Genomic DNA, 11738 nt, shown 5'->3' with positions numbered 1-11738 from the left:
ACGATGTGGGGCGGCAGGTTCTCTGATGGACCTAGTGCGATCATGCGCGAAATCAATGCCTCGATCCCGTTCGACAAGGCGTTGTGGCGGCAAGATATTGCTGGCAGCCGCGCCCATGTCGCCATGCTGGCGGCGCAGGGGATCGTGAACGCCGAAGACGCAGAGGCCATTGACGGCGGTCTTAAAACCATCGCAGCCGAATATGAGCGCGGCGGGGTGCCAGAGGACTGGAGCCTGGAAGACATCCACATGACGGTGGAGGCACGCCTGACCGAGCTGATCGGGCCAGTCGCCGGCCGTCTGCACACCGCGCGCAGCCGCAATGATCAGGTCGCGACCGATTTCAAACTGTGGGTGCGCGAAGCGTTTGACCAAATGGACGCAGGGATCGCGGAGTTGCAGCGCGCTCTCGTGACCCGCGCTGATGAGCATGCGGGCAGTGTGATGCCCGGCTTTACCCATTTGCAAACCGCGCAGCCTGTGACGCTTGGCCACCATCTGATGGCCTATTACGAGATGCTGCGGCGCGATCGCTCGCGCCTCGCGGATGCCCGCGTGCGTCTCAATGAAAGCCCGCTTGGCTCGGCCGCACTGGCGGGGACAGGCTTTCCGCTCGACCGCGATATGACCGCGAATGCGCTGGGCTTTGACCGGCCTACAGCGAATTCCCTTGATGCAGTGTCGGACCGCGATTTTGCGATGGATTTCCTGTTTGCCGCATCAACCTGCGCCGTGCATCTCTCGCGCCTCGCCGAGGAGCTTATACTGTGGGCGAGCCAGCCCTTTGGCTTCGTCACAATGGCCGATGCGCTCTCCACGGGTAGCTCGATCATGCCGCAGAAGAAGAACCCCGATGCCGCAGAGCTGGTGCGCGGCCACGCTGGCCGTGTGATCGGTTGCACCACGGCTTTGATGGTGACGATGAAGGGCCTACCGCTCGCCTATTCCAAGGATATGCAGGACGACAAACCGCCCGTGTTTGAGGCCGCCAGCCTGATGGGCTTAAGCATTGCGGCGATGACCGGTATGGTCGCGGGCAGCACGTTCAAGACAGAACGCATGCGCGAGGCCGCAGAACTTGGCTATGGCACGGCGACCGATCTGGCCGATTGGTTGGTGACAGAGGCCGACATTCCATTCCGCGAGGCGCATCACATCACAGGCGCTGCGGTGAAGCTGGCGGAGACGCGCGGCTGCGCGCTTGATGAGCTGCCGCTAGAGGATCTCCGTGAAATCGATACGCGGATCGATGAGCGCGTGTTTGCGGCCCTCTCGGTAAATGCATCGGTTGCTGCGCGCGCTTCCTATGGCGGGACCGCGCCAGAGCAGGTAAGAACCCAAGTGAAACGCGCCCGCGCTGAGTTAGGGATGGATGAATAATGCGAAAATTGATCATGATCCCATTGCTGATCGCGCTCGGTGCATGCGGCGCCCGCGGGGACCTGAACCCGCCGCAAGGCGCGAGCCTGCCCGTCGCCCCGCGCGGCGCTGAGACCCCGCCGAACGCGGAAGAATTGCTGGAACGCGATGCCCTCGCCGCGCCAGAACGCAGCGTGGAGCTGCGCCGCCGCTCGGAAGAGCGCGAAGACGACCCATTTGATCTCCCCCCTGAATAAAGCACACGAAATATGGACCATTTTGCCCTCAAAGACGGCGTGATGCATGCCGAAGACGTACCCTTGCCGCGGATCGCGGATGAGGTTGGCACGCCCGTCTATGTCTATTCACGCGCCACGTTGGAGCGCCATGCCCGCGTCTTTCGCGAGGCTTTGGACGGCGTACCGGACAAGCTGATCGCCTTCGCGGTCAAAGCCAATCCCAACCTGGCCGTGCTCAAAGTGTTGCAACGTCAGGGCTACGGCGCAGATTGTGTTTCGATTGGCGAGGTCCGCCGCGCACTTGCCGCCGGTATGGCGCCCGAGATGATCGTCTTCTCAGGAGTAGGAAAGACCCGCGCCGAGCTGGCTGCTGGGCTCAAATTAGGCATTGGCCAGTTCAACATTGAAAGCGAAGAAGAAGGCGTCGAGCTCGCCGAAGTCGCTGAAAGCATGGGGATGACGGCCGATTGCGCGCTGCGCATCAACCCGGATGTCGATGCCGGTACGCATGACAAAATCTCCACCGGCAAAGCGGATAACAAATTTGGCGTACCGATCGATCAGGCTGGCCAAATTTTTGGCAAGCTTTCCCAATCGCCAGGCGTGAACATGCGCGGCGTCGCCGTGCACATTGGCAGCCAGCTGGCGGATATCGCGCCGCTGGAGCGCGCGTTTGAGAAGCTGGGCGAGCTGGTCAAAGCGCTGCGCGGTGCAGGCCACAACATCACCCATGTCGACCTGGGCGGCGGCCTGGGCGTTCCATACCGAAAGGGTGAGGAACTGCCCCCGCCTTCCGAATATGGCGCAATGGTCGCGCGGGTGACGGAGGATTGGGGCGTAAAGCTGATCTTTGAACCGGGCCGGGTGATCGCGGGCAATGCAGGCGTCTTGCTGACCCGGGTTGTGCGCGTGAAGCGCGGGCTCAACAATCCCTTCGTCATCGTCGACGCGGCGATGAATGACCTCGCGCGCCCTGCACTATACGGGGCATATCACCACTTCGAAGCGGTAGAGCCAGGCGGATCACAAATGACCGCAAACATCGTTGGCCCGATCTGCGAAACCGGCGACACCTTTGCGATGGGCCGCGAATGCGATGAACTGGCGAGCGGCGAATTGGCCGTGTTCCGCACAGCCGGCGCATACGGTGCGACCATGGCCTCCAGCTACAATTCACGCGGCTTTGTAGCCGAGGTTTTGGTCGATGGCGATCAGTTCGCAGTGGTCGCGGACCGCATTGATGCGGGCGCGATTATGGATGCCGAGCGTGTGCCCGACTGGCTTGCTTGAGTAACCACAGCCCGATGAGCGAACTTCAGAGCCTTCCCTTGTTTCACCGGATTGCCGGGCAAAAGGTGTTGGTTCTGGGCGAAGGCGACGCGGCGGAGCCCAAGCGCCGCCTGGTCGAGCGCGCAGGCGGGATCATCATTGATGATATGGCCCAAGCCGTGGATGAAGGCGTGCGCATTGCCTTTGTCGCTTACGATGACGCGAAGGCATGCGAAGTGGCCGCCATCAACCTGCGCTGCGCCGGGATGATCGTGAATGTCGTCGACAAGCCTGACCTATGCGATTTCACCACACCGAGCATACTCGACCGCAACCCTGTCTTGATTGCGGTCGGAACCGGCGGCGCATCAGCGGGCCTTGCAAAACACATCCGGCTGAGGCTGGAGCGGATCTTGCCGCAGGGCCTTGGGAAATTGGCGGAGGCCTTGTTCGCCGCGCGTGCTAAGCTGCGCGAGCAGTTTCCCGATGGCGGCGACAGACGGCGAGCCTTGGATGAGGCCTTGCGAGAGGGCGGCGCATTGGACGCCTTAGACGCGGAATCGCCAGAGCGTGTGGAGGGCTGGCTGGACAGCACATTGGAGAAGCAAAACCGCGAAACGGCGGAATTCGTCATTTCCAGCGCGGACCCGGAAGATTTGACCGTCCGGCAATCACGCATGCTGGGCGAAGCCGATGCAGTTTGCGCGATTGGCAACATTCCCGCCGCCATCCTCGCCCGAGCACGGGCCGATGCCATTCGCATTAGCTGCGATGTGAGCACTTGCCCCAACGCACAGCGAGGTAACGCTGGCAGCGGCGGTGATAGCTCTCCCCCTCGCTGCCCCCGCGCCGCTGAACAGTTTGTACTCAGTGAGAGCCGCAACACTCTAACCGTGATCCTGCGCTGGCAAAGCGCAGACTAACCAGCAGGCTTAAGCCGCCAGGTTGAGCGGGGCATCGATCGCCGCAAAATAGCTCGCCATACCATCCGCGCTCGCCTCGCTCAGCGCGACGAAGGCCCGGCGTTTGTCGGTAGAATCGGCGATCCGCACGAAAATGCCGCTATCAACCATCTGCCGCACCCAGCGCAGCGCCGTTGTCGCCGGAACCCCGGCCGCAATACACAGCGAGGTGACTGAGACACGGCGGTGCTCAGCATGAGCCGCCGTCAGATCGAGCAGCATATCCCAGGCCGGATCAGCAAACAGCTCCGCATCAAAGAACCTCGCCCGGGTCTGGCGATTGGCGATAATCTGCCGCACCAACCGGGGATCGGGCAAAGGCGGGCGCGCAGTGTGCAGCGGCGTCGGGCTGCTATCGCCCAAAGCCGCATCAGTCCGATCCGAGGCATCCCTTGCGGTCTGCTTGGCCGTAAAATCGCCCGCAGCCACTTGGTCTGAGCCTTGAGGCTTAACCGGTGTGTCGGACAGCCCCTCCAGTTTGCTGGTGATGGCATCAACCTGCTGAGACAGCCGCAGCAGAGTGAGCCGGTCTTCCTCGGTCATTTCACGCACGCGCGAATTGGAAACGCTGGCAATCACCCGGCCCGCCGCGACAATCCGATCCGCCCGCGTGGGATTGACCAGAAACTGAGGATCAGACTGATCCATGGCGGCGAACACATCGTCCAGTGCATCGAGCGAGGTGGAGATGATCAATTGCGAACCCGACCGCGCAACCCGCATATCGAGCCTAGAGAGCGCCGCCAACGTCTGCGCGTCCACCGACGGGCAGTCGATCAAGACAACATCGCCCAGCACCCGCACGGGCCCCTCCAGCAGATCAGCAATCGGGCCGCCATCAGCCGCCCGAAACCCAGCGCCGACCAAGTCCTCGGCAATCTGACCGCGCATTGCGGGCCGATCAGCAAACACCGCAATACTGGCAGGTTCTCCGGCCGGGTCACGCGCCATATCGTACGAAAAATCTGCTTGAGCCATCGAATCGCCTCCTTGATAGAATGAAACACAACTAGAACAAAACGTGGCCAAGTCAAGAATTCGTGTAAATCTGAGGCAATTTGACCCAAGTCATTGAACCTTTTGCGCAGAATGCGCGACTACTCCAGTAATGACCGAGCAAACCCGCCCTGCCTCGCCGAAACCCGGCATTCTGTTCGACGAATTGCTCGTCGTGATGGTGCAGCAGGGCGACCAGAAAGCGCTCTCGCGCCTGCACAAGCGCTGGGATGCTCGGCTGATCCGTGCGGCCTATCGCTACACCGGCGACCGCGAATTGGCGCGAGATCTGGCGCAAGAATGCTGGATCGGGATTTGGAAGGGCATTGGCAGTCTGCGCGATCCGGCGCGGTTTCGCAGCTATGTCTTTGCAATCCTGCACCGGCGCGGGGCGACGCATCTGAGCAAGAGCATTCACGAGAGGGATCAGGCTGCAAAGGCCGAGCCAGAAGAAGCGCAATCGCCCGCTCAGGACGATGCACTCGCATTGCAGCAGGCCTTTGCCAGCCTACCGCCCGATCAGCGCCTCGCAGCGCATTTGCACTTCGCCGAGGGGCTGACCCTAAACGAAATCGCCACAGTGCAATCGATCCCGGCAGGCACCGCGAAAAGCCGCCTGTTCCACGCACGCCGCAAGTTGAAGGCGGCCTTATCCGAACACACTGAAGGAGATATATGATGACCAGCACTGATGACCGCATCAAAGACGCGCTCGACGACGATGACTTTGAATTCCTGAAAGACCTAGAAGGCGACCGCGGACTGTTCCAGCAGATTGGAGACAGCTGGAAGGGGCCGCTGGGCGGATGGGCGAAGCTGATCTTCGCCTTCACAGCCGCGCTGGGCGTGCTGTTCCTGTTCGTGATCTGGCAGGTCGCTCACTCCACGGATCACCCCATGATCCATGCGCTATGGGCGATCGCCGGTGTTGCATTGCTGGTGGTGATTGGGTTTGCGAAGGAGTGGATGTTTGCCCGCATGAACATGCTCACGATCCTGCGCGAAGTGAAGAAGCTGCAGGTGCAAGTCGCGCTGCTGTCTGAAGAGCGCGATGGCTAATGCGGTTTAGGGACGGATCTCGATCGGGGTGCCATCGGGCACGAGGCGCCACAGCTCCTCAATCTCTGCGTTAGAGAGCGCGATGCACCCATCGGTCCAGTCCCCGCGCATCCGCCGTCCCGCGCCATTGGGCTGGCCATGGATGAAGATGTCACCGCCGGCCGAGCGGCCATATTGCGCGGCAAAGCGCCGGTCGTTCACATTCGGATAGTTGATCCGCAGGCTCAGGTGATAGCTGCTTTGTGGGTTGCGCGTGTCGATGGTGTAAAGGCCCTCTGGTGTGCGCTCATCGCCCTCAAAGCGCTTGTGTCCCACCGGAGCATCGCCGAACTGCAAGCCATAGTAAGCGCGGATCGGGCGGCCGTTGTTGTAGGCGACCAGCATGCGCTTTGACTTGTCGACAATGAGGTAGTCGGCCAAGCGCGCGCCGCGCCTCGGCATGCTGCGCGAAGCGCCCGCAGGCGGCACCGGATAGGCGCCGGTATGCACCCGAGCATCCGACGTAGCATCCGCAGTGGTCTCGCCGCCCGGACCCACGCAGGACGCGGTCAGCAGCAGAGCAATCAAGGCAAACAAGCGCTTCATATGTCTTCAAACTAACGCGAGGTCGGCGCACGCGCAATTGCGCATCGGCCCCTATGTCCCAAGCAGGGACTTGCGCAGCCCTAACCCTAGTCCTCAAACGGGTCCTTCATCAGGATCGTATCGTCGCGCTCTGGGCTGGTCGACACCAGCGACACCGGCGTCTCAATCAGCTCCTGCACGCGCTGGATGTACTTGATCGCATTCGCTGGCAGGTCGGCATAAGAGCGCGCACCCACGGTGCTCTCGCTCCACCCTTCCATCTCCTCATAGATCGGCTCCACCTCGGCCTGATCCGCCGAATGGCTCGGGAAGTAGTCGAGCACATTGCCGCGCAGCCGGTATCCGGTGCAGATCTTCACCGTTTCCAGCCCGTCGAGCACGTCGATTTTGGTGAGCGCAATGCCTGTCACGCCGCTGATCGAGCAGGTTTGCCGCACCAGTACCGCATCGAACCAGCCAACCCGCCGCTGACGCCCAGTAACGGTGCCGAACTCATGGCCCCGCTCGCCCAGCCGCTGGCCAATCTCGTCATCGAGCTCTGTCGGGAACGGGCCGCTGCCAACCCGCGTCGTGTACGCCTTCACAATGCCCAGCACAAAGCCGGTTGCATTCGGGCCAAGCCCGCTGCCGCTGGCGGCCGTGCCGCTGACGGTGTTGGAGCTGGTGACGAACGGATAGGTCCCGTGATCGACATCCAGCAGCACGCCCTGCGCGCCTTCGAACAGGATCTTCGCGCCCGCCTTGCGCACCTTCTTGAGGCGTTTCCACACCGGCTGCGCAAAGCGCAGGACGAACTCGGCAACATCGGCCAGCTCCGCCAGGATCGCTTCACGGTCAACAGGCGGCTGGTCAAAGCCTGCACGCAGCGCGTCATGGTGCGCGCACAGCCGGTCGAGCTGCGGCTCCAGCCGGTCGAGATGCGCCAGATCGCACACACGGATCGCGCGGCGTCCAACCTTGTCTTCGTAAGCCGGGCCAATGCCGCGCCCGGTCGTGCCAATCTTGCCCTTGCCCGCCGCGGTCTCGCGCAGAGCATCGAGATCGCGGTGCACCGACAGGATCAGCGGGCAGTTGTCCGCAATCGCCAGATTGTCGTCATTGATCGCAACGCCCTGACCTTCCAGCTTCTGCACTTCCTCGCGCAGCGCCCACGGGTCCAGCACCACGCCATTGCCGATCATGCTCATCGTGCCGCTGACGATGCCCGATGGCAGCAGGCTGAGCTTGTAGACCTCGCCATCGATCACCAGCGTATGGCCGGCGTTGTGCCCGCCCTGGAAGCGGACAACGGCGTCGGCGCGGCTGGCGAGCCAATCGACGATCTTGCCTTTGCCTTCATCGCCCCATTGGGCGCCGATTACGGTGACGTTAGCCATGCTCTACTTTCATGCTGATTCGGTAGGGAAGGTGTGACCCGACAAACCGCGCGGGCCTAGGGCGTCGCGCGGGCAAGAGCAAGGTGGTGTTTGTGTTTCGCACACCATCCGGTGTGCGATTTCCTCGGCCCTGCCGGGCCTGCGGGCGGCCGCAAGGGCCTTGCGGTCGGCTGATCGCCGACCGTGCTCCGCGACCGAGCCAGATGCAAAGCTCCAAGACGCTTAGTGCTGGATCGCTGGCTTGGAATGGCTCAAGACCGGAGGTCTCGCAAGGGCAACCGCCCGCCCGCAGCGATGCGATCGCCAGATCGCATGAGCGAGGATAGCCAAGTGAGCGGATGCGAACGCCGGCGCTTGACGCCCAACAAGCCGACCGAGGACATCGCACGCTGGATAGCGTGCGGAACCACAAACGACTCCTCTTCCCACCCCACTCCACTCATCGCTACTGAAGCACGCTTGGAACGGTTGGAACACAGTACAGGGCCAAAAAACCAATCGATCGCAGATGCGCTGACTGATCGATTTGGTCGATAAGTGGGAGGTTGGAGAACGGGGAGCAAAAACATAGCCAATCCATAGCGAGCGGGCGCTGAGTAGGAAAACTTGAACGATATCGAGTGGCGCGCGCCGTCATCCCAGCGACAGGCACTCTCCTGAGCCTGTCGAAAGGCTGGGATCTCTGGCGGTCTGGCCTCGTGCTGAGCGGCACTAGACCCCAGCTTGCGCTGGGGTGACGGAGGCAGAGACTAGGCTCGTCATGCTGAATTCAGTTCAGCATCCATCGCCGGTTCAAACCCAAGTATGTCGCGCCAAGGCATGGACCCTGGAAGCGCAGCTGGCCACAGGCCAACCGAGTTGAGGATGACGGCGGCGCTATAAGCCAACGCCCAACCAAGGTCAGTCTCACGACCAACGCGCCGCAACCAGCCCCGCACACTCGCCCTAAAAAGCAACGCCAGTTCGCCGCCATCCAGCCAGCATTAATCGGCAGCGCGACACTCTGCGACAATTCGCGACTTGAACCGTGGCTGTGCATTTGCGCAAACCATGCGACCTCAGTTGAAACACAGGAACCCGGCATGAAATTACGCTACGCTCTCCCCCTTGGCACACTGGCGACAGCAATGATCGCAGTACCAATTCTCGCCCAACAAAGTGGCCGCGTCTCGAGCGAATGCCGGCAGGAAGTCGTCGAGCTGTGCGGCCGCGACCGCTCCGAGATCAGGGCTTGCCTGCGCGACAACCTGTCCGAATTCAGCAGCACGTGCACGGCAGAATTCCGCGAACGCGCCCAGCAACGCCGCGGTGAACGGGGCGAACGCGGCGGCCGCCGTGGGGGCGAGCGCGGAGAAAGGCGCGGGGAAAGAGGGGAGCGCCGCGCGGCGGCTCAGGCAGGTATGAAGGTGGATGCTGCGGTCTTTTATGGCGCGCATCCAAACCAAGCAGCGGATTTCTATGCCCCCAAGGATGGGCCGCAAACGGATCGCTGGAATGATCTTCCGCCGTTGATCCTGTTTGTGCATGGCGGCGGCTGGACGATTGGCGATCGCAAGAACTCTATCGGGCAAAAGGCCGCGCATTTCACCGACGCTGGCTATGCCTTTGCCTCGACCGGCTATCGCTTGGTCCCGGATGCGACGGTTGAAGAGCAGGCAATGGATATCGCCAGCGCGATCAACGCCCTGCGCGCGCAGGGCGGCGAATTGGGCTTTGACCCCAACACGATCATAATGATGGGGCACAGCGCCGGGGCGCATCTGGCCGCCTTGGTCAGCACCGATCCGCAATATGCAGGCGATGCGTTCGGGGCGATCAAAGGCGCAGTTCTGCTTGATGGCGCAGGCTATGACATTGCGGCCAGCATTGCGGGCGCAGGCACGCGGGAAAAGGCGCTTTACACCAAAGTGTTCGGCACCGATGCCGCGCGGCAAAGCGCCTTGTCACCGGCCGCCCATGTCGGCGGGCCAGATGCGCCCAATTGGTTGATCCTGCACGTTGCGACGCGCCTAGAATCGGCCGAGCAATCACAAATGCTCAGCAGCAAATTGGCCGCCGCAGGTGCCGATGCCGCCGCACTGCCGGTGCAAAACACCAATCACCGGCGGATGAATCAGGAATTGGGGGCCAGCGGGGATCCGGCGACCGCAATGGTCGATGCGTTTTTGGAACGGGTTTTGGGCTAAGCGCTCAGGAAGACAGCCCCATCGCGCTGCGCAATGCCGCGGATGATCCGGTGAGCGAGAATGTGTGGCTCGATCCGTTGGCTGTCGAAACCGTGACGCTCGACTTTGACACCATCGCCCGCAGCAAGTCGCCTTCCAGCCCGATTTGGGGACGAGCGCCGCCCACACGTTCCGACAGGCGAGTTATCACCGTGCCATCGTCGAAGGTGAAGGTCACAACAGCCGGCGGACGTGGATACTCGCCGTCAAGCGCGACGCGGAATGTGCAGAGCACTTGGCGGGGGCGGGTGTCAGATGGGTCGAAGTCGGACGGAGCCGCATCGGGGCAAACCACGTGCATGCCGTTGTCGTAGGAATTCTCGACAAAGCCGCCATCGGTGATCCAGGCGTAATGGCCGCCTTCATTGAATTCATAATTCCATTGCGCGGCAGCTGGACTTGCGAACGCCAAGCTGGCTGCGGCGACTATAAGCTTTAACATTGCTACCCCTCCCACCAATTCAGGCCTTGATTGCATAGGTTTCTAAAGCGCGGTGATGTCGTCTCCATGAACGATATGCGTGCAACCAAGAGCCTTGGCGTCCTCGTCTTCGCCGAGTTGTGCAATGGTGCGCCAGCCAATTGCGCGTAGGCGCGCGGCTGCGTCTTCGTCATAGCCCTTGGGCAGGTAGAGCGTGTTTGCCGCCTCCGCCTCTGGCGCCGCCTCAGCCACGGCATCGACGTAGAGCGTGAAGCCGGTTGCGGCTTCGTCACTGCCGCCGATGCGGTATGTGCCGCCGCGCCCGGCGGCTCCGCGCACGCCCTCGGCATAGATTGTAAAGCCGAACCAGCTTTGATATTCAAAGCCGTGGCGCTCTGTCGGGTCGAGCGTGATGCGGGCAGCGTCTCCCACCCGCGCGGCAATCGCCTCAAGCCCTTTAATCCGGCTGGACAATGCGCCGCCTGCGTCAATCGCGCGCAGCTTGTCACGCGCCTCGGCAAAATCGCCAGTTGCATAGAGCAGCGGCAAATAGGCCTCGCCGCCCGCCTGCTTCAGCCCGCCAGCATCCTTGGTATCGAGCTCGCGCCGGACATCTTCGGCCTGCTCAGCGGTGAGCGGCATGGCCTTCTCTGCGAGAGTATCGACCAAATCAGGCAGAGTGAAATCAACCGAAATCCCGGTGAGACCCGCTGCGCGCAGGGCCTCCACCGCCAACGCAACGATCTCCCCCGCTGCCTCCGCTGTATCCGCCCCGATCAGCTCCGCGCCCAATTGCAGGCGTTCGCGCGCGGGGTCGAGCTGGTCCGCCCGGATCAGCGCCGTGTCACCGCAATAGGCGAGGCGCAGCGGACGCGGGCTGTCGGCCATGCTGGTCGCCGCGATGCGCCCGATTTGCGGAGTAATGTCGCTGCGCAGGGCGAGCGTGCGCAGACTGTCCGGATCGACAAAACGAAACGCATTGCGGGTCTTCACCCCCTCCATGCGCGCGGCCAGGGATTGCTCAAATTCGAGCAGCGGCGGGCGCACCCGGTCATAACCGTGGGCTTGCAGCGCATCCAGACTGGCGCGCATGGCGCGGGTTATGCGGCTTGCCATGGCGGGCAAACGGTCGGCCAGCCCAACGGGCAGGAGATTGTCGGTATTGGTCATGCTGGCGGTCCCTAAACAAATCGTCATCCCAGCGAAAGCTGGGATCTAGAGCATTTTGCATTTTACCAAGACGCCCG

Annotated in this window: 12 protein-coding genes; 7 read left to right on the top strand and 5 right to left on the bottom strand. The window is 62.2% G+C overall.

Annotated elements, in window-relative coordinates:
• Positions 1-3: 3 nt before the first annotated feature.
• From argH to AC0V6V_RS12500, 4 genes are read left to right on the top strand one after another with little or no spacing between them, the layout of a single operon-like run.
• On the top strand, positions 4-1380 hold the full coding sequence (gene argH / locus AC0V6V_RS12515; protein WP_486166096.1) for an argininosuccinate lyase: 1377 nt from the start codon (positions 4-6) through the stop codon (positions 1378-1380).
• Complete coding sequence (locus tag AC0V6V_RS12510) at positions 1380-1616, top strand: hypothetical protein (protein ID WP_486166354.1); 237 nt, start codon at positions 1380-1382, stop codon at positions 1614-1616. The genes argH and AC0V6V_RS12510 overlap by 1 nt, the downstream gene beginning before the upstream one ends.
• 12 nt (positions 1617-1628) lie before the next feature.
• Positions 1629-2888, top strand: a complete 1260-nt coding sequence (gene lysA / locus AC0V6V_RS12505; RefSeq protein WP_486165689.1) for a diaminopimelate decarboxylase — start codon at positions 1629-1631, stop codon at positions 2886-2888.
• 14 nt (positions 2889-2902) lie between these two features.
• Positions 2903-3790 (top strand): precorrin-2 dehydrogenase/sirohydrochlorin ferrochelatase family protein, encoded by an 888-nt coding sequence (locus tag AC0V6V_RS12500; RefSeq protein WP_486166353.1) that lies wholly within the window; start codon positions 2903-2905, stop codon positions 3788-3790.
• A gap of 9 nt (positions 3791-3799) precedes the next feature.
• Here the strand turns inward: AC0V6V_RS12500 and AC0V6V_RS12495 are convergent, their stop codons facing one another.
• On the bottom strand, positions 3800-4807 hold the full coding sequence (locus AC0V6V_RS12495; RefSeq protein ID WP_486165687.1) for a MarR family transcriptional regulator: 1008 nt from the start codon (positions 4805-4807) through the stop codon (positions 3800-3802).
• 130 nt (positions 4808-4937) lie between these two features.
• Here AC0V6V_RS12495 and AC0V6V_RS12490 point away from each other — a divergent pair, with 130 nt between their 5' ends.
• Together AC0V6V_RS12490 and AC0V6V_RS12485 are read left to right on the top strand one after the other, a co-directional pair.
• A complete protein-coding gene (locus tag AC0V6V_RS12490; protein WP_486165686.1) occupies positions 4938-5504 on the top strand; it encodes an RNA polymerase sigma factor in 567 nt (188 codons plus the stop codon).
• Positions 5504-5884: a DUF6768 family protein gene (locus tag AC0V6V_RS12485; protein ID WP_486165685.1), complete on the top strand. Its 381-nt coding sequence runs from the start codon at positions 5504-5506 to the stop codon at positions 5882-5884. The genes AC0V6V_RS12490 and AC0V6V_RS12485 overlap by 1 nt, the downstream gene beginning before the upstream one ends.
• Before the next feature lie 6 nt (positions 5885-5890).
• Here AC0V6V_RS12485 and AC0V6V_RS12480 read toward each other — a convergent pair whose 3' ends face one another.
• Both AC0V6V_RS12480 and AC0V6V_RS12475 read right to left on the bottom strand, forming a co-directional pair.
• Positions 5891-6469: a L,D-transpeptidase family protein gene (locus AC0V6V_RS12480; protein WP_486165684.1), complete on the bottom strand. Its 579-nt coding sequence runs from the start codon at positions 6467-6469 to the stop codon at positions 5891-5893.
• A gap of 86 nt (positions 6470-6555) precedes the next feature.
• Positions 6556-7845: an adenylosuccinate synthase gene (locus AC0V6V_RS12475; protein ID WP_486165683.1), complete on the bottom strand. Its 1290-nt coding sequence runs from the start codon at positions 7843-7845 to the stop codon at positions 6556-6558.
• 1082 nt (positions 7846-8927) lie between these two features.
• Here AC0V6V_RS12475 and AC0V6V_RS12470 point away from each other — a divergent pair.
• Positions 8928-10031: an alpha/beta fold hydrolase gene (locus AC0V6V_RS12470; RefSeq protein ID WP_486166352.1), complete on the top strand. Its 1104-nt coding sequence runs from the start codon at positions 8928-8930 to the stop codon at positions 10029-10031.
• Positions 10032-10035: 4 nt separating this feature from the next.
• Here the strand turns inward: AC0V6V_RS12470 and AC0V6V_RS12465 are convergent, their stop codons facing one another.
• Positions 10036-10512 (bottom strand): hypothetical protein, encoded by a 477-nt coding sequence (locus tag AC0V6V_RS12465; RefSeq protein ID WP_486165681.1) that lies wholly within the window; start codon positions 10510-10512, stop codon positions 10036-10038.
• A gap of 42 nt (positions 10513-10554) precedes the next feature.
• Positions 10555-11661 carry an ATP phosphoribosyltransferase regulatory subunit gene (locus AC0V6V_RS12460; protein ID WP_486165680.1) on the bottom strand — a complete coding sequence of 369 codons (1107 nt, stop codon included), beginning with the start codon at positions 11659-11661 and terminating at the stop codon, positions 10555-10557.
• Between the last annotated feature and the right edge of the window lie 77 nt (positions 11662-11738).

It is taken from the genome of Erythrobacter sp. S249, from assembly GCF_057364975.1.
This window is presented reverse-complemented; position numbering and strand designations above follow the sequence as displayed.